Origin of the sequence: Actinokineospora sp. NBRC 105648 (assembly GCF_030269645.1) — a bacterium.
Lineage (GTDB): Bacteria > Actinomycetota > Actinomycetes > Mycobacteriales > Pseudonocardiaceae > Actinokineospora.
The window spans coordinates 122,758-144,990 of record NZ_BSTR01000009.1; the positions used below are offsets into that span (position 1 = coordinate 122,758).

Consider the following 22,233-nt stretch of genomic DNA (forward strand, 5'->3'; position numbering starts at 1 on the left):
CGTCGCGCGTGCGTCACCAGTAGGGTAGAAATCCCTCTCGGCCCTCGCCGCACCCCACCACAGGAGTCGTAATGCCGCATGTCCAGGTCGCGCTGGCGGCGGCGGGCTTCCGGCGTTACGCCACCTACCGCCAAGCCGCTCTGGCGGGCGCGTTCACCAACGTCGTCTTCGGCTTCATGCGCTGCTACATCCTCTTGGTCGTCGCCGCCCAGGCCGGTGGCTCCGTCGGTGGGTACACCGGTCCACAGCTGGTCAGCTACGTGTGGCTGGGGCAGGGGCTGTTGGCCGTGGTGAACTCCTGGACCCAGTTGGACCTGGCCGAACGGGTCCGCACCGGCGACGTGGTCGCGGACCTGCTGCGCCCGATCAATCCACTGTGGACATACTTGTGGACGGATCTGGGCCGCGCGGGTTTCGCCATGGTCACGAGGTTCATCGTCCCGGTTGTTGTCGGCGCCATCGCTTTCGGTCTGTACGTGCCGCGACACCTGCTGACGTACCCGCTGTTCTTGGTGTCAACCGCGTTGGCCGTACTGGTCTGCTTCGCTTGCCGCTACCTGATCTCGCTGACCGCGTTCTGGATGCTCGACATCCGCGGGGTCACCATGTTCTGGGTCTTCGTCTCCGGCGCCGCGAGCGGCCTCTACTTCCCACTGGCCATCCTGCCCGGGTGGTTGAGCGCGGTGCTGTGGGTGGCCACGCCGTTCCCGGCGCTCATGCAGGCGCCGCTCGACGTCGCGGTCGAGCGCGGCGGACTCGCGCACGGTCTGCTGGTGACCGGTGGTCAGCTCGTGTGGGTGGTCTTGCTCCTGCTGGCCTGCCGCTGGGTGCAGCACAACGCGGTGCGGAAGCTGGTGGTCCAGGGTGGCTGAGTCCGGTGTCGTCGCCGTCTACGCGCGGGTGGTCGGCGCGCAGATCCGCAGCCAGGTCCAGTACCGCGGGTCGTTCCTGCTCGAGGTGTTCGGCAGCATGGTCACCAACGCGCTCGACGTGGCCACGGTGTTCGTGCTGTTCTCCGTCACCGGGGGCTTGGGTGGGTTCGGTGGCACCGAGGTGCTGCTGATGGCCGCGCTGTCGGCCGTGTGCTTCTCCTGGGGCGACCTGGTTATGGGGAACTCCGAGCGGTTGCGCGAGTACGTCCGCACCGGCATGTTCGACTCGCTGTTGTTGCGCCCGCTGTCCTCCTTGGCCCAGCTGACCGCGATCACCTTCGCCTTGCGCCGGGTGGGCCGTGCGGTGCAAGGGCTCGTGCTCTACGTCATCGCACTCCTCTTAGCCGACATCGACTGGACAGTCGGGCGCGTGGTCTTGGCCGTGCTCGCGCCGATAGCGGGGACGGTGTTCTTCGCCAGCCTTTTCGTCGCGGGCGCTACCGTGGCGTTCTGGTGGATCGAGTCCGGTGAGGTCGCCAACGCGTTCACCTACGGCGGGCGCGACTTCACCTCTTACCCGTCCACGATGTACGGCGGCTGGTTCGGCGATCTGTTCACCCTGGGCATCGGATTCGGCTTCGTGGCCTACTACCCCTCCCTCGCCCTGCTCGACCACCCCGACCCGATGGGCGTGCCGAGCTGGCTGCACTGGTGCTCACCCGTCGTCGCCCTCATCGCCGCCTCCCTCGCCGCGCTGTTCTGGCGCGTGGGCGTCCGCCACTACCGGAGCACCGGATCATGATCATCTCGGCCTCGGGCCTGCGCAAGGAGTTCACCGTCACCCGCAAGGCGGGCCGGTTCCGCCGGGAGCGGCACGTCGTGTCCGCTGTGGACGGCGTCGACTTGCGAGTGGAGCGCGGCGAGCTGTTGGGCTACATCGGCCCCAACGGCGCAGGTAAGTCCACCACCCTCAAGATGCTCACCGGCGTTCTCACACCAAGCGGCGGAGAGGTGACGGTGTGCGGTATCGAGCCGGTAGCCAAACGCACCACTCTTGCCCGCCGCATCGGAGTGGTGTTCGGCCAGCGCTCACAGCTGTGGTGGGATCTACCGCTGGGGGAGTCGTTCTCCTTGCTGCGCCACATCTACCGCGTTCCCGCGGGGGACCACGCGACACGTCTGCGCCAGTGCTCAGACCTTCTTGGTCTGGACGAGTTCATCGAGACCCCCGTCCGCCAGCTGTCTCTAGGCCAACGAATGCGCGGCGAACTCACCGCCGCCCTCTTGCACGGTCCCGAGGTCTTGTTCCTAGACGAGCCCACCATCGGTCTGGACGTCTTGAGCAAACAAGCCGTACGCGGCTTCTTGGCCGAACTCGACGCTCGCGGTGACACGACTGTCGTGCTCACCACCCACGACCTCGCCGACATCGAAAAACTCTGCCGCAGACTGGTTGTCATCGACCACGGCCGAGTCGTGCACGACGGCACCCTCGACGAACTGCACGCCCGCTACCGCTCCCGCCGCACGATCGTCGCCGACCTGGACACCCCCTGGCCCCCGAACCTGAAGATCCCCGGCGCCGAGGTGACCACCGTCGAGGCCGACGGCCGCCGGGTCACCCTCGCCCTGGACGGACTCGCCGCAGGCCAAGTGGTCGCCGCCCTCGCCCAAGCCGTGGCCCTGCGCGACCTGTCGGTCCAAGAACCACAGATCGAGGACGTAATCGCCCGCCTCTACCGCGACGCGGACTGAGCCAGCGCCACCGCGACCTCCGCGGCAACCCGCGCGTTGTCGGCCACCAGCTCGGTATTGGCCGTCAGACTCGCCCCACCGCTGCCTTCATGAAAGTGCGCCAACAGCGCGGGCGTGACGTCCTTGCCCCGGATGTCCCGCTCCCGCACCATCTCCATGCCCTCGCGCAACAGCCGGTCGTGCAGCTCGACATCGAGCTCGAACTCCACCGGCACCGGATTGACCAACAACACCCCAGCCCCACCGGGCACCTCCCGGTGCGCGGCCACAACCGCCGCCGCCGCCACGGCGGAATCCACCCGCCACGGCACCGAATGGGCCGACCCACGCAGGTAGAAGCCGGGAAAGGAATCGGTCCCAAACCCGATCACCGGCACCGACCGAGTCTCCAACACCTCAACCGTCGCCGCGATGTCCAAGATCGACTTAACCCCGGAGCACACCACCACAACCGGCGTCTGAGACAGCACATCAAGGTCGGCCGACACATCCCACGAAGCCGCCCCGACAGGCGCAGCCAAGTGCACCCCACCCAACCCGCCAGTCGCGAAAACCCCAACCCCGGCCTGATGAGCGAGCGTGGCAGTACTGGCCACCGTCGTCGCCCCATCACACCCCAGCGCGTACGCAGCCCCAAGATCACGCCGCGACAGCTTCGCGAACCCCGCCCCAGGTGCACACAACCTGGCCAACTCATCCGCCCCGAGCCCGATCCGAGCAACACCGTCGAGCACCGCAATCGTCGCCGGCACCGCACCTGCCGCCCGCACGACCCGCTCCAACCGCAACCCAACCTCAAGATTGCGCCCCGGCGGCAACCCGTGCGCCAACAACGTGCTCTCCAACGCCACCACGCCCCGCCCCTCAGCCAGCGCGTCGGCAACCTCTTCAGCGACCTTCAGATGTCCACTCACGCACGCATCATGCCCACCCACCACCACCCGCGCGAACCCACCATGAAGCAACGGAGGAAATCCCGCCCCACCCACCAAACCGCAATAGCAGAGCCCGGCCCTACCACCCATCCACCCACCAGCCGAACCTGAAGGCCGCCCCCACCCCACCCCACCCACCCACCAAGACCGCAGCGGATAGGCCGCCCCGGCTGGAACGCAAGGCCCGCTACGGATGCTCGATCTAGTGGACTCGCTTCGTGTGGGGGGAGAGCACCGCTAAACTCGCCTGTGGTGGGGAATGCCCTTCACCCGCCCTTTTTTCGCCACCGCGGTGCTCTAGGGGCCCCGCGCGAAGCGAGTTCACTAGATCGAGCCCATGCTTGTAACCCGGGCAACGAAGACGGCAGCGCTCAAGTGAGTCCTAGATGCAGCCACGCCTGAAGCCCAGGCAACCCAAGACGCAAGCAGCCAGCAGCTCAGTCGAAGATCCCGCGCGGCGCCGCGACCCCCCGCAGCCACCCATCAATCTGCTTCTCCCAGTTGGTCCGCCCCAACGCCGAGTACTCCACCGCGAACGTCCCCAGGAACGACTGCCCCCGTCCGCCGAGCCCGCCGCCCTTGGCCACCCGGACCTTCTTCACCACGTCCAGCACCACCTGCACGTCGGTGGGCCGGGCCAGGAACGTCACCGACACCCCCGTGAACCCGTACGCCGGCGCGGCGAAGGTGATCTCCTGGAAGAACGGCAGCTGCTGGTCCACCCCGTCGAGCCGCTGCTTGACCAGGGTCGCCGAGCGGAAGGTGCAGCCGAGCCTGCTCAGCGCGTCCAGGACCCGGTGCTGGGCGGGCAGCGGTTCGATCGGCACCCCGTCGACGTCCTGCGGGTCCACCACGGACCCGGACAGGTCCAGGTTCGTCTGCAGTCCGACCGCCATGCCGGTGAGGTGCTTGCCGAACACCGAGGTGATCGGGGTCTCCCAGGGCAGCTGCACCTCGAACGGCACCGCGATCCGCGCGCCCGCGCGCACCAGCTCGCGCCCGGCCAGGTGCACGTTCTGGAACGGCAGGTCGGCGGTGCCCTCGCCGTCGACGACCCGGGCCAGCAGGGTCACCCCGAGGGACTCGACCTCCTGGTCGACCTGCCCGCCGAGCAGCTGCACCTCACCGTGCAGCACCCCGCCGGGACGGACTGTCCGGTCGAGCAGCCGCGCGTCGACCTTGGCGCCACCCGCGCCGAAACTGGCCAGGACCTTCTGGAACATGGCGCGCATCCTGCCGGCAAGGGGGATCGTCCGCGCCGTTTGTTGCAGAATGGTGTGGTGAGCGCACCGACCCAGACTCTGCCGGAACTCGACACCCGGCCCGAGGGCACCGAGACCACGGGTGACGACACCCCGAAGATGTTCCACTACGTGCGGAAGAACAAGATCGCCGAGAGCGCTGTCATGGGCAACATGGTGGTCGCGCTCTGCGGCGAGGTCTTCCCGGTGACCAAGTCCCCCAAGCCGGGGTCCCCGGTCTGCCCCGACTGCAAGAAGATCTACGAATCCATGAAGGACTGAGACGCGCGAAGGGCCACCCCGCGCGCGGCGGGGTGGCCCTCGTCCCGGTCGGGCGCTAGACCGGCTGCAGCTCCGGCTCCTCGACCGGCACCGCGCCGCGCTTGGCCGCCCGCTTGGCGCGGCGGCGCTCCTTGGAGTTCTCCACCATGGTGTAGAGCGTCGGCACCAGCACCAGGGTCAGCAGCGTCGAGCTGATCAGCCCGCCGATGACCACCAGCGCCAGCGGCTGGCCGATGAACGAGCCCTGCCCGGTGAACCCGAGCGCCATCGGCAGCAGCGCGAAGATCGTCGCCGCCGCGGTCATCAGGATCGGCCGCAACCGCCTGCGGCCGCCCTCCACGACCGCCTCCCGCACGCCCATCCCCTCGGCCCGGTACTGGTTGACCAGGTCGATGAGCACGATCGCGTTGGTCACCACGATGCCCACCAGCATCAGCATGCCGATCAGCGCGGGCAGGCCGAGCGGCGTGCCGGTGAGCAGCAGCAGCCCGATCGCGCCGGTCGCCGCGAACGGGATCGACACCAGCAGGATCAGCGGCTGCACCAGGCTGCGGAAGGTCGCCACCATGATCAGGAAGACGATGGCGATCGCGGCCAGCATGGCCAGCCCGAGGTCGCCGAAGGTGTCCGCCTGGTCGGCGCTGACGCCGCCGATGGCGTAGCTCGCGCCGCCGGTCAGCGTCAGCTTGCCGAGCCTGCCGGTCAGGTCCTTGGTGACCGCGCCGAGGTCGCTGCCGGTGGCCTTGGCCGAGACGGTGGTGCCCCGGTTGCCGTCGGTGCGGTTGACCTGGGTGGGCCCGTCGACGGTGGTCACCTTCGCCACCTCGCCCAGGGTGACCCGGCCGGGCAGCGGCAGCGCCTTGAGCGCCGCCACGTCCGCGGGCGCGGTGCCCGTGCGCAGCACGACCTGCTGCCGGGTACCGCCGATGGGCAGCTCGGCGACCTGGGTGCCGCGGATGGCCTGGGTGGCCAGCTGGCTGATCGTCTGGGTGCTCAGCCCGCGCGCCGCGGCGGCTTGCTGGTCGACCACGACCTCCACCCGCGGCGAGCTCTTGGCCAGGTCGCTGGTCGCCTCGGTGAGCCCGGGCGTGCCCGCGACGGTGTCCTGCACCAGCTTGGTCGCCGCGGCCAGGGCGGCCGCGTCCGGTGCGAACACGTCGACCTCGACCGCGTCGGAGGAGAACCCGGAGGCCTCGGCACCGATCTTGACCACCCCGGTGCCCGGCACCCCGGCCAGCCGGTCCTTGATCTTCTTCGTCAGCGCGTCCTTGTCCGTGCCCTCCTTGACGGTGGCGTTGACCTTGGTGTTCGCATCGCCCGACATGCCGAAGGCGGCGAGGCTGTCGTCGCTGCCCACGGTGGTCTGGAACACGGTGATCTCGTCGAGGTCGGCGAGCACGCCCTCGAGCTTCTCGGCCGCCTCGTCCCGGGTCGCCAGGCTGGTCCCCGGCGGCAGCTCCTGCGAGAGCTGCACGGCGGTGCCCTGGTCGTCGTCGATGAAGTTGGTCTTCAGGCCGCCGGCCAGCACGAGCGTGCCGCCGAAGATCAGCACCGCCAGGAACAGGGTCAGCCAGCGCCGGGTGGTGGCGAACCGCAGCACCGGCAGGTAGGCCCGCTGCAGCGGGCTGCGCCGCTCCTTCGCCAGCGCCGCCGCGCGCACCGCCTCGGCCTCGGCCGGGTCGGCGGGGGTCGCGGGCGGCTTGAGGAACCAGTACGCCAGCACCGGCACGATGGTCAGCGACACCAGCAGCGAGGCCAGCAGGGCCACCGTGACAGTGATCGAGAACGGCCCGAACAGCTCACCGGCGATCCCGCCGACGAACGCGATCGGCAGGAACACCGCGACGGTGGTCAGCGTCGACGCGGTCACCGCGCCCGCCACCTCCCGGGTGCCCTCGAGCACCGCGCGCTGCTTGTCCTCGCCGTAACCGAGGTGGCGCTTGATGTTCTCCAGCACCACGATCGAGTCGTCCACCACCCGGCCGATCGCGATGGTCAGCGCGCCCAGGGTGAGCAGGTTCAGCGACAGGTCGCCGGTCCACAGCGCCAGCAGCGCGACCAGCACCGACAGCGGGATGGACACCGCGGTGACGATCGTGGAGCGCACCGAGAGCAGGAACAGCAGGATCACCAGCACCGCGAAGCCGAGGCCGAGCAGGCCCTCCGTGGTCAGCCCGCCGATCGCCTTCTCCACCTCGGGGCCCTGGTCGAACACCACGGTCAAGTCGGTGTCGGCCGCCTTCTCCAGGGCGGGGACCTTGTCCGCGACGGCCTTGGAGATCTCGACCGCGTTGCCGTCGCGGGTCATGGTGACCATGACGCCCAGCGTCGGCTTGCCGTCGGTCCGGGTGATCACCTGGCTGGGCGCCAGCCCCGGCTCCACCTGGGCCACATCGCCCAGCCGCACCGGCCTCGCGCCCGGCAGCACCAGCGCGCGCAGGTCGTCGACGGAGTTCAGCGGGCCGCCGACCTGCACCGCCAGCGACTTGCCGTCCTCGGTCACCCCGCCCGCGGGCACCGGCGTGCCCGCCGAGGCCAGCACCCCTGCCAGTGCCTGCGGGTCGACCCCGGCCGCGCCGAGCTTGGCGTAGTCCACGGTCACGTTCACCTGGGGCGAGCGGGTGCCGGTCAGCGACACGTCGCGGACCCCGGTGATGCCGCGCAGCGCGGGCACGACCTCGGTGTTGAGCCTGCCCGCGGCGGCCACCTCGTCGGTGCCCGAGGTCGCGGCGAGCACCACGACCGGGATCTGGTCGGTGCTGCCCTGCAGGACCGTCGGCTCGACGTTCTGCGGCAGCCGCGGCCGCAAGCGGTTGACCGCCTGCTGCAGCTGCCCGACGGCGGCGTCGACGTCGGTGCCGTAGACGAACTGCACCTGCACGGTGGCCGAGCCCTCGGCGGCGGTGGTGGTGATCTTCTCCACCCCGGCGACGCCGCGCAGGCTCGACTGGATCGGCTCGGCGACCTGGCTGTCGACGATGTCGGGCGAGGCGCCCGGGTAGGCCGCGACGACGACGGCGCCGGGCAGCTGGATGGACGGGAAGAGCTGTTGCTTGAGCGACGGCAGCGCGATGGCGCCGAAACCGATGATGAGCAGGCTGAGCAGCCCCACCAGGCTTCGGTTGCCCAGGCTGAGTCGGGCCAGCACGGACATGTGACGTGGATCCCCTCGGTCGGACACCGGCGACCCCCGGGCGCCGTGAGGCGCCACATCGCCGGTGGAGTGGCCGAAGCCTGGCACACACGCCCTGAGACCGGACTCAGCCCACGGTCCCGACTTAGGTCATACGAAAGGATGATTCACGTGGGGCGGACGTCGGCCTGCGGTGACGCCTCGTGATCAGTGGGCGGCTCCGCTGGGCTTTCCGGGCGGTGCTCCCGGTCCTCGCTGGAGCGGATCTTCTCCGCCGCCCGCTCCATCTCCAGCCGCCGCCACCGCCTGCGCTGGCGGCGGGTCATCTTGGCGGGCCAGAGCTCCTGGATGGCGGCGTTGAAGTAGGCGCCCATGACCACGGCCAGCCCGATGAAGAAGGCGAAGAGCAGGAACGCGATCGGGGTGGCCAGCGCGCCGTAGGTGTAGCCGGTGGTGGTGATCCAGCCGATGTAGAGCCGCAGCCCGATGCTGGAGAGCAGGAACAGCACCATCGCCAGCACCGCGCCGGGCAGGCCGCGGTGCCAGGGCAGCTTGCGCGGCAGCGCCACCTTGTAGAGCGTGGCCAGCGCGACCACCAGGATCACGCCGATCGCCGGGTAGTAGGTGATGTCCACCCAGCCGACCACCACCGGCTGCCAGGACACCGGGAAGATCTTGGGCAGCAGGTCCGGGCCGAGCGCGAGCACCGGCAGCCCGACGATCAGCAGCACCAGGCTGGCCACGTAGAGCAGCAGCGCGAAGATCCGCTGCCACACCTCGTGCCGGACCCCGTACTGACCGTGCGCCACGGTGATCGCGTCGACGAACGAGGACATCGCCGACGAGCCCGCCCACAGCGAGATCAGGAAGCCCACCGAGACGATCTCGCCGCGACCGACGGTGAGGATGTCGGAGACCGTGGGCTGGATGATCTGCGTCACCACGTTCTCGCTGAACGCCTTGCGCGAGAGGTCGAGGATGTCGGCCTGGACCGCGTTGATCACGTCCTGGCCGAACCACTCGGCCACGTAGCCCAGGCTGCCCAGCAGGCCCAGCAGCAGTGGCGGCAGCGAGAGCACCTGCCAGAAGGCCGCCTCGGCGGCCTCGGAGAAGATGTTGCCCTCCCACGCCTTGGACAGGGTGCGCTTGATCAGCCGCGACGGCACCCGGCCCGTGGCTGGTCCAGGTGTGCCGTCGCGGCCTGCGTGGGGTCTGGGCTGCGCGGTCATACCTGGACAAGCATGGTCCATCCCAGCGGGATCGGCTCAACCGTCGGGTGTGATCCGACCCGGCGTGTCGCGGCTCGCGGCGATCTTGGCCGGGCGGGCGGTAGTCTCACGGACGCCCTCCACCGGGTCCGTACTCGCCGCGCACCGTCCGCCCGGCGGGAGCCGCTGGGGGCATCACCATGTCGGCGATCGTGCTTCGCCGATCGACGTGTTCGCGAGCCGAGAGGAGCTGGGGCATCCCGTGACCCGGGCCGAGGTGGAACCGGACTCCCAGGGCAAGGCCCCGGCGCGACCGCTGCGCGAGTGGCAGCGCCGGGCGCTGACGAGGTACCTGACCCGCCGCCCCAGGGACTTCCTGGCCGTGGCGACCCCCGGCGCGGGCAAGACGGTGTTCGGCCTGCGGGTGGCCGCCGAGCTGCTCGCCGACCGCACCGTCGAGTCGCTGACGATCGTCGCCCCGACCGAGCACCTCAAGTACCAGTGGGCGGCCTCGGCCAACGCCGCGGGCATCCCGATCGACCCCAACTTCACCAACTCGATGGGCGCCACCTCCCGCGACTACCGGGGCGTCGCGGTCACCTACGCCCAGGTCGCGGCCCACCCGACCCTGCACCGCGTGCGCACCGAGCAGCGCAAGACCCTGGTGATCCTCGACGAGGTCCACCACGGCGGCGACGCCAAGAGCTGGGGCGACGCCGTCCGCGAGGCGTTCACCCCGGCCGTGCGCAGGCTGGCCCTCACCGGCACCCCCTTCCGCAGCGACGACTCCGCCATCCCGTTCGTCGAGTACGAACCCGACGGCGCGGGCTTCCTCCGGAGCAAGGCCGACCACACCTACGGCTACGCCGACGCCCTGCGCGACGGCGTCGTCCGCCCGGTGATCTTCCTGGCCTACTCCGGCGAGGCCAGCTGGCGCACCAGCGCGGGCGAGGAGTTCACCGCGCGCCTGGGCGAGCCGCTCACCCCGGAGCAGACCGCCCGGGCCTGGCGCACCGCGCTGGACCCGTCGGGGGAGTGGATCCCGTCGGTCCTCTCGGCCGCCAACACCCGCCTGAACCAGGTCCGCCAACACATCCCCGACGCTGGCGGCCTGGTGATCGCCTCGGACCACACCTCGGCCAAGGCCTACGCCGACATCCTGCGCACCGCGACCGGCGAAGAGCCGACCCTGGTCCTCTCCGACGACCCGAAGGCCTCCGGCCGGATCCAGGAGTTCTCCGACGGCACCTCCAAGTGGCTGGTAGCGGTCCGCATGGTCAGCGAGGGCGTCGACGTCCCCAGACTGGCGGTCGGCGTCTACGCGACGAGCGCGTCCACCCCGCTGTTCTTCGCCCAGGCCATCGGCCGCTATGTGCGAGTCCGCGTCCCCGGCGAGACCGCAAGCATCTTCCTGCCCTCGGTCCCGGTCTTGTTGGACTTGGCCAGCCAACTGGAAGCCGAACGGGACCACGTCCTGGGCAAACCCCACCGCGAAAAGGACGGCTGGGACGACGAACTCCTGGCCGACGCCAACCGCACCAAGGACGAACTCGGCGAGGAAGAAAAGGCCTTCACCTCACTCGGCGCCTCAGCGGAGCTGGACCAGGTCATTTTCGACGGCTCCTCATTCGGCACAGCGGCATTCGCGGGCACGGCAGAAGAAGAGGAATACCTAGGTCTCCCGGGCCTCTTAGCGCCCGACCAGGTCCGCGCACTGCTCAAGCAACGCCAAGACCAGCAACTGGAAGACCGCACCAGACGAGCCGCGGAACGGAAGCCGGACCAGCCCGCCCAGGCCAAACCCCAGTCGGTGCAAGAGCGCCTCAGCACCCTGCGCAAGGAACTCAACGCCCTGGTCGGCATGGCCCACCACCGCACCGGCAAACCCCACGGCCTGATCCACGGCGAACTCCGCAAGACCTGCGGCGGCCCCCCGACCGCGATGGCCACCGTGGACCAACTGGAAGAGCGCATCGCGACCCTGCGCTCCTGGTGAACAGAAAACGCAACAATCCTCGCAGGCTTCTCCCCTGCGGAAGCCGGAAAAAAAAGGGCCGCCCCAATCCCCAAGCTGCCCCAATCCAAGCCACCCCGATCCTCAAGCGGCCTCAATTCAAGCGGCCCCATCCCCAAGTAGCCCCCATCCCCAAGCCGCGCCAACTCCACAGCCGCGCCAATCTTTAAACTCCGCCAACTCCACAGCCGCGCCAATCTTTAAACTCCGCCAACATCAAAGCCGCACCAATCCCTAAACTGTGCCAGCCGTAAAGCCGCGCCAATCCCCCTAACTGCTCGATTGGGTGGAGTGGTTTGTCTGGGGCCCCTAAAGAAATGAGGCGCTAAGCTGACCCGCGAGTGGGTGACTCCCTTCCCTACCCGCTCTACCCACCGCGCCTCATTTCTTTAGGGGCCCCAGACAAACCACTCCACCCAATCGAGCACCCCCACCCCAGCGCCCCCGACGGCAACCGAGAACGGCGCCCCAAAGCGCAGCCGACCGGCGGCCAAGAGCGACACGCACAGCGCCCACCCCACCGCGCACAGCGACCAACATTGCCGCCAAGCGACGCCCCCGTTGCCAAACCGTGTCCTCCAACCGGGTCTGAATCGTTCCAGTGTGCTTCCGGTCACCCAGAACGGGGGCATATGTTGTGCTCCACAACATTCCCCCCACCACCGACGACCCGCCCGGGCCCAGGCGGCCGTCTGCGGCTACGAAAGGGACGACAATGCGCAGCAAGACACTGGCCCTCCTCGCCGCCGGCGCCCTCACGCTCACCGCCTGCGGCGCCAACCAGGCCACCCCGCCCGCCTCGACCGGTGGTGGCGGCGCCACCACCGGGAGCAGTGCCGCCGGTGGGGTGAAGGTGGGCGTGATCCTCCCCGAGACGGCCACCTCGGCCCGCTGGGAGGGCTTCGACAAGCCCATGATCACCGCGGCCATGCAGGCCGCCGGGCTCGACGCCGACGTGCAGAACGCCCAGGGCGACGTGCAGAAGTTCACCACCCTGGCGGACGGCATGATCAGCCAGGGGGTCAAGGTCCTGGTGATCGCCTCGATCAACAGCGAGGTCGGCAGCGCGGTGGCGGCCAAGGCGAAGGCCCGCGGCATCCCCACCATCGACTACGACCGGCTCAACCTCGGCGGCAGCTCCGACTACTACGTCTCCTTCGACAACGTCAAAGTCGGTGAGCTGCAGGGGAAGGGGCTCGCGGACGCGCTCAAGGACAAGGCGGGCGGCCAGGTCATCGAGATCGAGGGCGCGCCGACGGACAACAACGCGACCCTGTTCTACAACGGGCAGCAGAACGTCCTCAAGCCGCTCTACGAGGCGGGCACGCTCAAGCTCGTGCAGTCGCAGCCCATCGACGGCTGGGACAACCAGAAGGGCGGCGTGACCTTCGAGCAGATCCTGACCGCCAACGGCGGCAAGGTCGACGGTGTCGTGGCGGCCAACGACGGGCTGGCGGGCGCGGTGATCACCGTGCTGCGCAAGAACGGCCTCAACGGCAAGGTCCCGGTCACCGGTCAGGACGCCACCCCCGACGGCCTGATGGCCGTGCTGCGCGGCGACCAGTACATGACCGTGTTCAAGCCGATCAAGCAGGAGGCCGAGGCCACCGCCAAGCTGGCCGCCGCGCTGGCCAAGGGCGACACCGCCGCCGCCGACGCGATCGCCAAGGACTCCAGCGACGACCCCAAGGGCAACCGCAAGGTCAAGTCGGTCCTGCTCACCCCGCAGCTGACCACAAAGGACAGTGTGAAGACGGTGGTGGGGCAGGGTTACGTCAAGGCGACCGACATCTGCACCGGTGACCTGGCCGCCGCCTGCTCGCAGCTCGGCATCAGCTGACCCAGCCCGCCGGTCCGCGGGGGGACAGGCCCCGCGGACCGGCCTCCCTCGACAGGAGCGCCATGAGCGAACCCATCCTCGAGCTGACCGGGCTGAACAAGAGCTTCGGTCCGGTGCACGTGCTGCACGACGTGGACTTCACCGTCCGCGCCGGCGAGGTCACCGCACTGGTCGGCGACAACGGCGCCGGTAAGTCCACTTTGGTCAAGTGCGTCGCGGGCATCCACCCGATGGACTCCGGCCAGGTCTTCTTCAACGGCGAGCGGGTCAGCGTCACCGGCCCGCGCGACGCAGCCGACCTCGGCATCGAGGTCGTCTACCAGGACCTCGCGCTGGCCGACAACCTCGACATCGTCCAGAACATGTTCCTCGGCCGCGAGCGCGGCAGCGGCTGGCTGCTCGACGAGGCCGCGATGGAGAAGGCCGCCCGCGACACGCTGGCCTCGCTCTCGGTCCGCACGGTGAAGTCCGTGCGCACCCCGGTGTCCTCGCTCTCCGGCGGCCAGCGGCAGACCGTCGCGATCGCCAAGTCGGTGCTCTGGGAGAGCAAGGTCGTGCTGCTCGACGAGCCGACCGCCGCGCTCGGCGTGGCGCAGACCCGGCAGGTCCTCGACCTGGTCCGCAGGCTCGCCGAGCAGGGGCTGGGGGTGGTGCTGATCAGCCACAACATGGCCGACGTGTTCGAGGTCGCCGACCGGATCTCCACCCTCTACCTCGGCCGGATGGTCGCCGAGGTCGCCACCCGCGACGTCACCCACTCCCAGGTCGTCGAGCTGATCACCGCGGGCCGCTCCGGCGACCTCGGGCTGGCCCGCCCCGAGACCGCCACCGTCTGACCGAGGGACGACCATGACCGACACCCCCACCGCGCCCGCGGCCCCCGCCAAGAGCGAGCCCGGCGGCGCCATCGCCGACTTCGGCATCGACACCACCGCCCAGTCCACCGGCGAGGCGCTGCGCGACTACCTGGCCCGGCTGCGCGGCGGCGACCTCGGCTCGCTGCCCGCCGTCCTCGGCCTGGCCGCGCTCGTGATCGTCTTCTGGTGGCTCTCCGACAGCTTCCTCACCCTGGACAACACCGCGAACCTGCTCGCCCAAGGCGCGGGCAAGATGGTCATCGCCATGGGGCTGGTCTTCGTCCTGCTCCTCGGCGAGATCGACCTCTCCGCGGGCACCGCCTCCGGCGTGTGCGCTGCGGTGATGGCTATGCACTACGTCCGCTCGGGCAACCTGCTCGGGGGGATGGGCAGCACCGTCTTCTACGTCTTCGTCGGCGGCCTGGTCGTGGCGGCGGCGCTGGCGCTGTTCATGCGGATCTGGGCCGGGGCGGCGCTCGCCCTGGTCGCCGTGGTGATCGCGATGATCGGCGCGGCGCCGAACCCGTGGATCGAGATGCTGCTGGCCGTCTGCGTGGGCACCGCGATCGGCGTGGTCACCGGGTTCCTGGTCTCCAAGATCGGCATGCCCTCGTTCGTGGTCACCCTGGCGCTGTTCATCACCTGGCAGGGCGTGATCCTGCAGTTCATCGGCGAGGGCGGCGTCTTCGGCATCGGTACCCAGCCGGTGCTGTTCTCCGTGGCCAACGGCAACATGTCCGTGCTGGGCAGCTGGGTCCTGTGCCTGGTCGCGGCGGGCGGCTACGCCTTGGTCGTCCTCGGTGAGCACTACAGCAGGCTCCGCCGCGGCCTGGTGACCTCGCCCACCCCGATCGTGCTGGCCAAGGTCGGCGCCGTCGCGGTGCTCGCCGCGCTGGCCACCCTCGCGCTCACCCGCAACCGCTCGCCGAACGACTTCGTGGTCATCGAGGGCGTGCCCTACGTGGTCCCGATCGTGCTCGTCCTGCTGGTCGTGGGCACCTACGTGCTCAACCGCACCCGCTACGGCAGGCACATCTACGCCGTCGGCGGCAACGCCGAGGCGGCCCGGCGCGCGGGCATCAACGTGCCCAGGATCCGGGCCAGCGTGTTCGTCGTCGCCTCGGCCACCGCCGCACTCGGAGCGATCGTTTACTCCTCGAAGGTGGGGTCGGTCGACCCCCAAGCGGGTGGTCTCAATACGCTGCTGTTCGCGGTGGGTGCGGCGGTGATCGGCGGGACGTCGCTGTTCGGCGGTCGCGGCAAGGTGTTCCACGCCGTGGTCGGCGGGCTGGTGCTCGCCGTCGTCGAGAACGGGTTGGGCCTGCTCAAGCAGCCCGCCGCCGTGGTCAACATCGTGACCGGGCTGGTGCTGCTGCTGGCGGCCACGGTCGACGCCCTCTCCCGGCGGCGCGCGGCGGTGTCGACCCGGTAGGGGAGCGCGAGGGAGAGGCGGGCAGGTGACCAGCACACCCACCGCGGGCACGCGCCCGGACGAGGTGCGCAGGCACAACCGCACCGTGCTGCTGCGCAGGCTGCACGTCGAGGGCCCGTGCACCCGCGCCGAGCTGGCCACCGAGCTGGGCCTCAACCGCAGCACGATCAAGGCGCTGGTCGACGGCCTGGCCGAGTCCGGCGTGGTGCAGGAGCGGGTCCCCCGGGCCCGCTCCGGCGCGGGCAGGCCGTCGCTGCTGGTGCTGCCGCAGCCGCTGGCCGCGGTGGTGCTGGCGGTGGACATCCGGGTCGAGCAGGTGGCGATCGCCCTGGTCGGGCTGGGCGGGCAGATGCTCGGCCGCAACAGCTGGAACCTGCGCGGCAAGGCGGCGCACCCGGACGAGGTGATCACGCACGTGATCGAGTCCACCCGGGTGCTGGCCGACGAGCTGGGCGTGACCACGATCGGGGCGGGCGTCTCGGTCCCCGGCGTGGTCCGCCGCCGGGACGGCTACGTGCACGAGGCGCCCAACCTCAAGTGGACCGACGTCCCGGTCGGCGACCGGCTGGGCGCCGCGCTCGGCGTGCCGGTCCGGGTCGCCAACGACGCCGAGATCGCCGCGGTGGCCGAGCACCTGCGCGGCGCCGCCCGCGGGTCCCTGGACGCGGTCTACGTCTCCGCCGACATCGGGGTCGGCGCGGGCGTGATCTCCGACGGCTCACCGCTGCGCGGCACGGCGGGCTACGTCGGCGAACTCGGCCACATGGTGATCAACCCGGCGGGCCGCGACTGCTACTGCGGCAACCGCGGCTGCTGGGAGACCGAGGTCGGCGAACTTGCTCTTTGCCGCGCTCTCGACCTGCCCGAGCACTCCCCGCGCGGCATGGTCGTCGCCGAGCTGCGCTCGGTGGCCGCCGACCCGGCCCGGCTCGCCGCCCGGCTGGGCGCCTTCCAGGAGTGGCTCACCCAGGGCCTGGTCAACATCGTCAACGTCTTCGGCCCCGAACTGCTGGTCCTGGGCGACCTGTTCACCGCCCTGCCCGCCGCCTTGGTCGCCGAGGTGGGGGCCGAGGTGGCCAAGCGCAGCCTGGTCAGCCGCGCGATCGGCGGCACCCGCCTGCTGACCTCGACGATGGGCTCGGACGTCAAGCTGGTCGGCGCCGCCGAGCTCGCCTTCGAACCCGTGCTCGACCTGGTCTGAGCACCGCTCAGAACTGCACCGGCACGAACACGTTGCGCATCACCTCGGCGACCAGCGCCCGCACCTGGTCGTAGTACCGGTGCGGGTCATCGCGCGCCGCGCGCGGGTCCACGGCGTGCTCCTCGTCAGAAGCGGCGCTCGCGGCGAGCTCCAACCGCGTCTGCCACCGCCTCGGCACCGGGCCGGCGGCGGCGGGCACTGTGGCGGACTCGTCCGCCGGGTGCTCGGGCAGCTCGACCCGGATCTCGCCCAGTCCGTCGGCCGCCCGGTCCAGCGCCGCCTTGGCGGCCTCGGCCTCGGCGGCCAGCTGCAGGTGCCACCGGGCCCGTTGCCCATCCGGCAGGTCTGGTGCGTGCCGGTTCAGCGACTGCAGGTGGACCAGGGTCTCGCGGTAGCGGTCGAGGGCGATCGCGGCGTCCTCGTGGTGGTCGCCCGCGCGTCGCAGCTGCTTGCCCAAGCGCTGCCGGAAGACCTCGAACGCCTCCGCCGCCGCGCCGCGCCAGGTGTCCGTGTCGAACGCCAGCACGCGCCGCGCGCCGTCCCAAAGCCGGTCCCTGAGCCCGTTGAGCCGGTCCACCTCGTCTCGCAGGGCGTCGGCGTCGCCCGGGAAGCCGGTCACCGGGCCGACGCCCCGTCCACCTCACCGACCAGTCGTGCGTTCGCGGCATCGGTGGCGAGGTAGGCGGTCGCCGTGTCCGCCAACCGGTCGGCGGTCCGCCCGGCCACGGCGAGGAGGTGGTCGACCTTGGTCGCGGACGCTTCCTGGAAGCGCTTGAGGGCCACCGCCAACGCGCCGTTCCCCACCCGCAGGGCGGGCATCGGTTGCTCGCGCCCCGCGGCCGTGCCCGCCTCGTCGACGAAGTCCTGGATCGACGTCGCGAGCTGTCGCACCTCGTGTGGATCCACGGCGTACTCGGCCACCGGCTCAACCCCTTCCGCCACCGAGTGGAACCGTACACGCGACGATTGGGGTCGACTAGGCTGGCGAACGGGTGTCGCGCCCGGCGTTCAGCGCGACGATCACGTGGTGCGGCAGCGGCATCGCCTCGCGGGCCGCCTCGTCCGGGTCGACCAGCAGACCGACCGAGATGGGCAGCGCGCACACCCGTCGGATCAGCTCATCGCCCCGCATCTTCAGGTGGGCGCCGTCCCACGCGGGCACAGCGCGCGGCCGGTGTTCCCGCACCCCCGCCTGGGTGGTGAACGCGCACATCCACACGCCCGCCCGGGCCGTCGGCGAGATCAGGAACGACCGGTCCGCGCTCACCGGCACGTAGGCCAGCGCCCGCTGGAACAGCGACACCGGGTCGCCGCGGCCGGAAAGCCCGAGCTTCGCCTCGCGCAGTAGCGCCGGGTCGCTGTAGCCGCGGGCGGACCGGGCCGCCCGGTCGGCGGTGTCCCACAGCGCCCGGATCCGCACGACCTCGTCCGGGATCTCGCCGGTGGGCAGGGTCAACTGGGCCAGGGTGAGCGCGAGGACGCGCACGCTGCCCCACCTGGCGGGCTTGCCGTTGAGGATCCGGTGCACGGTGTCCGCGCTGATCACGTGGTCGTAGCCGCCCACCCCGATGAACTCGGCCACCGTCGCGGGCGCCGGGCACCCGGCGCGCACGTGCAACCGGGTGATGGCCTCGGTGAGGGCGCGCAGCGCGTCCCCGGACTCGTCGAACACCCTCACCCTCCGCGGGTCACCACCTGGACACCGGCCGCCAGGGATCGTGACAGCGGCCGCGGACGCGGAACGGGCGGGACCCGAGGGTCCCGCCCGTTCACCGACGTGCTTGCAGGTGATCAGCCCTTCTGCAGTTCGGCCGCCAGCTCGCGCAGGCGGTCCTCGTGCGCGCGGGCGTGGTGCCCGCAGAACAGCAGCTCTCCTCCGGAGGGAAGTACAGCGCGAACCTGTGCGGCGGCCCCGCACCGGTCACAGCGGTCGGCAGCGGTCAGCTCGGGGCGGGTGAGCGTCGGCGTCGTCATGGGAGTTCTCCCTCCGTCCCGGCACCGGAAATGGGATCCGGTGCCCTCATCGGCTGCGGTCACGGAGGCGGAATCTCCGCCGTGGTCGCGCTTCTACTCTTACAGACGTACGGGCCCCCGGCAGTGTTCCCGCGCCCGATGTTCGATTCGGTAACCCCTGATTAACCCGGTTGGCCCACCGGAACCGGGCGAAATGGCCCTCGGCCAGGGCAAAGACCGCCCCCGAGCCATTCGGACACCCGGTGTTCGCGTGTCGTTGTTCACCACGGGCGAACACCCAGGTGCGCCACACCGGCCCGGAACACCTCGGCGCCACCGACGATGTCCCGGACGTGCAGACGACTCCCGGGGCAAGATCAGTTGGCGGCGCCACCCCCGTGCGCCCGGTAGGCGGTGCGAGATGAGCTACGAAGTCCCGGCCCTGCCGCCGTGCCTGCCCGGCTGCAGGTACGCGCTCGACCGGATCACCGACCTGGCCGACCGCGTCGACGGCAGCCACACCTGCGTGGTCACCGTCGCGGTGGTGGAGAGCATCGACCGCACCCCGGTCTACGTCCAGGTGGTCCGCTGGTTCGACGCCGAGGGCCTCACCGAGCCCGCCTTCGTCGAACTGCGCGGCGGCGACTTGGTCGGCGACGACGGCTTCGGCGCCCTCGCCGCCCGCGAACTCGGCGCCGCCTTCGCCGCCGCGGCGGCGCTCATCGACAGCGCCGCCCCACCGTGACCGCGACCAGGCCCGGCCGCGGCGGGTGCGAACACCCACCGGGGCCGGAGCCCTTCGCGCGGCTACCCAAATAGGTCGCGGCGGTCGGAGATGGACAACGCCCCCGACCGGTGACCCGGTCGGGGGCGTCGCACACGAACCACAGCTAGGCGGTTTATTCGAGGTAGTCGCGCAGTATGCTTTGGTGTGCGCTGTGCTTGACCAGCAAAAACGAGGTCGGATGTGAGCGCTGTGCAGTGAAATATCCTGTATCAGGGCCCGTCGGCCGTGTTGGTGACACCCGCCCAGACCTGGACCAACCACCTGGCGAGAGGCGTCCGTGGTGCATCCACCGTGGTGCGCTCGTCCCGTAGCGTCCCGTAGCGTCCCGTAGCGTCCCGTAGCGTCCCGCGTCCCGTGACTCCCGGTCACCGTGGTCGCCCGCCGCGACCGGTTCGGCGCTGGCCTCCTGCGCACAGTCGGGGGTGTCTGACGATGCTGTCCTTCGATGTCATGATCGGTTACCTCGGCAACCTGATGTCGGCTGGGCGCGGCGCCGTGCTCGACAAGCGCGAGCACATGCACTACCTCCACTCCGCTGCGGCCGGAGCGAGGTGATGCTCTGACTCAAGCGCGCCGGGGCATGTTGAAGCCAAGGCTGCCGGTCGTCAGGCGGCGAGGCAGCCGTGGTGGCCCGCGCGGTCGACATCGGCGAACCCACTCTGCGGACCATCGGGGGTGGTGATGTTGACGCAGGCTGAGTGCACCTGTCGGCCGACCGCGTGGGCACAATTCTCCAATTCGGCCCTGCTCCAGTGTGCGTTGCCTCCCCGGCGGGAGTGCCAAAGGACGGGACCAGGCTGAACTGTGTGTCCCCCTGTTGGCGGTGGACAAAGATCGGTGGTGGTCGTCGTGACCGCGCGGCTGGAAATCCGTCTTGCCGGCATCGGAAAGTGGTCTTGCCTGTGAGCCGCTCGATCGGTGGCTGACGGGTGGTGGGGTCGACGTGTCTGCTGGTAGTGCATCAGGTGGTGCTCACCAGGAGGTTCCAGATCCATTCACCACCACCGACGGAACAGCCCCGCTCGCGCGGGGAAGAGGCTCCGGCGAGGATCTGGTCGGCGGTGGCGGGTTCGCGGCCGGAACAGCCCCGCTCGCGGGGAAGAGCAGCCCACTCAAAGCACCTGTTGGACGCCCACCTTGGAACAGCCCCGCTCGCGCGGGGAAGAGGGCACCGAGTCGACCAGCACCCAGGGGAACGTCGGAACAGCCCCGCTCGCGCGGGGAAGAGACACGCAGGTACCGCGACAACGCCTGACCTGTCGGAACAGCCCCGCTCGCGCGGGGAAGAGGCGGCAACGCGATTGACTTTGACTCCTACCGCGGGAACAGCCCCGCTCGCGCGGGGAAGAGGAGAAGATGCTGGAGTTCCCGCACCGGGACCTGGGAACAGCCCCGCTCGCGCGGGGAAGAGTAGCCCGGCAAGTCGGGAGCTGACGGGTAAGGAATAGCCCCGCTCGCGCGGGGAAGAGGCGCAGGGCTTCCACATCACGTCCGGTGAGACGGGAACAGCCCCGCTCGTGCGGGGAAGAGGGCGACGCTAGCCCAGGTCACCGACGGTCTACAGGAACAGCCCCGCTCGCGCGGGGAAGAGGGCCAGGTCACCTACCGGGTGGACGGGCAGTCCGGAACAGCCCCGCTCGCGCGGGGAAGAGGCTGGGCGGACGGCGGACCGCCGCGCCTTGGGCGGAACAGCCCCGCTCGCGCGGGGAAGAGCGTGAAGACGCTGACGCCCCACTCCGCTGCTAGGGAACAACCCCGCTCGCGCGGGGAAGAGGGGGCGCGGTGGCGTGGCCCCTCTGACGGGCGAGGAACAGCCCCGCTCGCGCGGGGAAGAGGCAGCTTGGACGCGATGGCGCACGCCTCGTCGAGGAACAGCCCCGCTCGCGCGGGGAAGAGCTGCAGTTCTTCAAGAACGGCGCGACGCCGCAGGGAACAGCCCCGCTCGCGCGGGGAAGAGACCGTGACGCTCACGGTCTTCGGGGAGGTGGTGGGAACAGCCCCGCTCGCGCGGGGAAGAGCGGCCGCCACCGCCGCCTACCGGGCGACCCTGTGGAACAGCCCCGCTCGCGCGGGGAAGAGACCGCGACGATCCGCGACCCCGCCACGCAGGCGGGAACAGCCCCGCTCGCGCGGGGAAGAGGGAGACAGCGATGACGACCACCACGATCTGCGCGGAACAGCCCCGCTCGCGCGGGGAAGAGCGTCACCCGAGACGCCGCTGAACCTGATCATCAGGAACAGCCCCGCTCGCGCGGGGAAGAGCAATCCATCGGGCGGCCGTTGAGAATCACATTGGGAACAGCCCCGCTCGCGCGGGGAAGAGATCGCGTACGGCGAGGACGACGCCGCCCCAGGCGGAACAGCCCCGCTCGCGCGGGGAAGAGGAGGTTCTGGAGGACCGCTTCGGGTCCCATTCCGGAACAGCCCCGCTCGCGCGGGGAAGAGGCGGACGCCACATGGCACGCCATGGTCGAATACGGAACAGCCCCGCTCGCGCGGGGAAGAGGTCACGGACCGGTGGGTGAAGGTCGGGCGGATGGGAACAGCCCCGCTCGCGCGGGGAAGAGCGGCTGCGGCCGCGTCAGGACCGTCGCCAGGGGAACAGCCCCGCTCGCGCGGGAAGAGGCTCGGGTCGAGCGTCCGGTCGTACATGATGTAGGAACAGCCCCGCTCGCGCGGGGAAGAGAGAAACACGCGCGCGATGGCATCGCTCCCCTTCGGAA

19 protein-coding genes and 1 CRISPR repeat array (1 of these 20 only partly in view) are annotated in these 22,233 nt (G+C 70.4%); of the genes, 11 read left to right on the forward strand and 8 right to left on the reverse strand.

Going from position 1 to position 22,233, the window contains the following annotated elements; translation table 11 throughout:
* Window positions 1–71 precede the first annotated feature (71 nt).
* From QSK30_RS11495 to QSK30_RS11505, 3 genes are read left to right on the forward strand one after another with little or no spacing between them, the layout of a single operon-like run.
* The gene (locus QSK30_RS11495) at window positions 72–872 is read left to right on the forward strand and encodes an ABC transporter permease (protein WP_285502093.1); all 801 of its coding nucleotides are present in this window, start codon (window positions 72–74) and stop codon (window positions 870–872) included.
* The gene (locus QSK30_RS11500; RefSeq protein WP_285502094.1) at window positions 865–1,674 is read left to right on the forward strand and encodes an ABC transporter permease; all 810 of its coding nucleotides are present in this window, start codon (window positions 865–867) and stop codon (window positions 1,672–1,674) included. Before QSK30_RS11495 ends, QSK30_RS11500 begins: the two co-directional genes overlap by 8 nt.
* Complete coding sequence (locus tag QSK30_RS11505; RefSeq protein ID WP_285502095.1) at window positions 1,671–2,627, forward strand: ABC transporter ATP-binding protein; 957 nt, start codon at window positions 1,671–1,673, stop codon at window positions 2,625–2,627. Before QSK30_RS11500 ends, QSK30_RS11505 begins: the two co-directional genes overlap by 4 nt.
* Here QSK30_RS11505 and QSK30_RS11510 read toward each other — a convergent pair.
* Window positions 2,609–3,541, reverse strand: coding sequence for a pseudouridine-5'-phosphate glycosidase (locus QSK30_RS11510; protein ID WP_285502096.1), 933 nt, complete (start codon window positions 3,539–3,541; stop codon window positions 2,609–2,611). The genes QSK30_RS11505 and QSK30_RS11510 overlap by 19 nt on opposite strands.
* A gap of 458 nt (window positions 3,542–3,999) precedes the next feature.
* The gene (locus tag QSK30_RS11515; protein WP_285502097.1) at window positions 4,000–4,785 is read right to left on the reverse strand and encodes a sporulation protein; all 786 of its coding nucleotides are present in this window, start codon (window positions 4,783–4,785) and stop codon (window positions 4,000–4,002) included.
* A gap of 78 nt (window positions 4,786–4,863) precedes the next feature.
* On the opposite strand from QSK30_RS11515, the gene QSK30_RS11520 reads away from it, so the two are divergent.
* Complete coding sequence (locus tag QSK30_RS11520) at window positions 4,864–5,085, forward strand: DUF3039 domain-containing protein (protein WP_285502234.1); 222 nt, start codon at window positions 4,864–4,866, stop codon at window positions 5,083–5,085.
* 55 nt (window positions 5,086–5,140) lie between these two features.
* Here the strand turns inward: QSK30_RS11520 and QSK30_RS11525 are convergent, their stop codons facing one another.
* Together QSK30_RS11525 and QSK30_RS11530 are read right to left on the reverse strand one after the other, a co-directional pair.
* The gene (locus tag QSK30_RS11525; protein WP_285502098.1) at window positions 5,141–8,239 is read right to left on the reverse strand and encodes an efflux RND transporter permease subunit; all 3,099 of its coding nucleotides are present in this window, start codon (window positions 8,237–8,239) and stop codon (window positions 5,141–5,143) included.
* Between the two features lie 146 nt (window positions 8,240–8,385).
* Window positions 8,386–9,447 (reverse strand): YihY/virulence factor BrkB family protein, encoded by a 1,062-nt coding sequence (locus tag QSK30_RS11530; RefSeq protein ID WP_285502099.1) that lies wholly within the window; start codon window positions 9,445–9,447, stop codon window positions 8,386–8,388.
* 241 nt (window positions 9,448–9,688) lie between these two features.
* On the opposite strand from QSK30_RS11530, the gene QSK30_RS11535 reads away from it, so the two are divergent.
* The 5 genes from QSK30_RS11535 (at window position 9,689) to QSK30_RS11555 (ending at window position 16,770) form a co-directional block, all read left to right on the forward strand.
* On the forward strand, window positions 9,689–11,422 hold the full coding sequence (locus QSK30_RS11535; protein WP_285502100.1) for a DEAD/DEAH box helicase: 1,734 nt from the start codon (window positions 9,689–9,691) through the stop codon (window positions 11,420–11,422).
* Between the two features lie 733 nt (window positions 11,423–12,155).
* Window positions 12,156–13,280: a sugar ABC transporter substrate-binding protein gene (locus tag QSK30_RS11540; protein ID WP_285502101.1), complete on the forward strand. Its 1,125-nt coding sequence runs from the start codon at window positions 12,156–12,158 to the stop codon at window positions 13,278–13,280.
* A 62-nt stretch (window positions 13,281–13,342) separates the two neighbouring features.
* Window positions 13,343–14,116 (forward strand): ATP-binding cassette domain-containing protein, encoded by a 774-nt coding sequence (locus tag QSK30_RS11545; RefSeq protein WP_285502102.1) that lies wholly within the window; start codon window positions 13,343–13,345, stop codon window positions 14,114–14,116.
* A gap of 13 nt (window positions 14,117–14,129) precedes the next feature.
* A complete protein-coding gene (locus tag QSK30_RS11550; protein WP_285502103.1) occupies window positions 14,130–15,569 on the forward strand; it encodes a sugar ABC transporter permease in 1,440 nt (479 codons plus the stop codon).
* Between the two features lie 25 nt (window positions 15,570–15,594).
* Complete coding sequence (locus tag QSK30_RS11555) at window positions 15,595–16,770, forward strand: ROK family transcriptional regulator (RefSeq protein ID WP_285502104.1); 1,176 nt, start codon at window positions 15,595–15,597, stop codon at window positions 16,768–16,770.
* Window positions 16,771–16,777: 7 nt separating this feature from the next.
* Here QSK30_RS11555 and QSK30_RS11560 read toward each other — a convergent pair whose 3' ends face one another.
* The 4 genes from QSK30_RS11560 to QSK30_RS11575 form a co-directional block, all read right to left on the reverse strand.
* Window positions 16,778–17,389, reverse strand: coding sequence for a hypothetical protein (locus tag QSK30_RS11560; protein ID WP_285502105.1), 612 nt, complete (start codon window positions 17,387–17,389; stop codon window positions 16,778–16,780).
* Window positions 17,386–17,712, reverse strand: a complete 327-nt coding sequence (locus QSK30_RS11565) for a type VII secretion target (protein WP_285502106.1) — start codon at window positions 17,710–17,712, stop codon at window positions 17,386–17,388. Before QSK30_RS11565 ends, QSK30_RS11560 begins: the two co-directional genes overlap by 4 nt.
* A 34-nt stretch (window positions 17,713–17,746) precedes the next feature.
* Window positions 17,747–18,448 (reverse strand): hypothetical protein, encoded by a 702-nt coding sequence (locus tag QSK30_RS11570; protein WP_285502107.1) that lies wholly within the window; start codon window positions 18,446–18,448, stop codon window positions 17,747–17,749.
* A gap of 113 nt (window positions 18,449–18,561) precedes the next feature.
* Window positions 18,562–18,744 (reverse strand): DUF7455 domain-containing protein, encoded by a 183-nt coding sequence (locus QSK30_RS11575; protein ID WP_285502108.1) that lies wholly within the window; start codon window positions 18,742–18,744, stop codon window positions 18,562–18,564.
* 400 nt (window positions 18,745–19,144) lie between these two features.
* Here QSK30_RS11575 and QSK30_RS11580 point away from each other — a divergent pair, with 400 nt between their 5' ends.
* Together QSK30_RS11580 and QSK30_RS11585 are read left to right on the forward strand one after the other, a co-directional pair.
* On the forward strand, window positions 19,145–19,468 hold the full coding sequence (locus tag QSK30_RS11580; RefSeq protein WP_285502109.1) for a hypothetical protein: 324 nt from the start codon (window positions 19,145–19,147) through the stop codon (window positions 19,466–19,468).
* A gap of 474 nt (window positions 19,469–19,942) precedes the next feature.
* Window positions 19,943–20,065: a hypothetical protein gene (locus QSK30_RS11585; protein WP_285502110.1), complete on the forward strand. Its 123-nt coding sequence runs from the start codon at window positions 19,943–19,945 to the stop codon at window positions 20,063–20,065.
* Window positions 20,066–20,649: 584 nt separating this feature from the next.
* Window positions 20,650–22,233: direct repeats of the CRISPR family, unit length 28 nt; unit sequence GGAACAGCCCCGCTCGCGCGGGGAAGAG (it continues 268 nt past the right edge of the window).